We start from the raw sequence: 307 nt of genomic DNA on the forward strand, positions 1-307 counted from the left end.
TATTCCGCCGACGCAGACGATCGCCAAGACCATGGCCAATGCCGACAACGACGGCAGCGGCACGGTGTCGCTGGGCGACGTGCTGACCTACACGGTGACGGTGACCAATACCAGCACGACCACGAATCTCGATAACGTGGTGGTGAGCGATCCGACCATCACGCCGACTGGGGGCTCGACTCCGTGCGCGAGTGTCGCGCCGGGTGGAACCTGCACCTTGATCGGCACCTATACGGTGACCGCGGCCGATGTGTCCGCCGGTTCGGTCAGCAACACCGCGACTTCGACCAGTGCTATTTGCCCGGCA

At 63.8% G+C, this 307-nt stretch carries 1 protein-coding gene; it reads left to right on the top strand.

What is annotated here, in order from left to right; genetic code table 11:
- The coding region (locus tag AC6CH2_RS22535; RefSeq protein ID WP_498271167.1) for a CLIPPER-2 domain-containing protein at positions 1–307 on the top strand (307 nt) is incomplete at both ends.

The sequence above is a fragment of the Lysobacter sp. GQ73 genome (assembly GCF_059758755.1).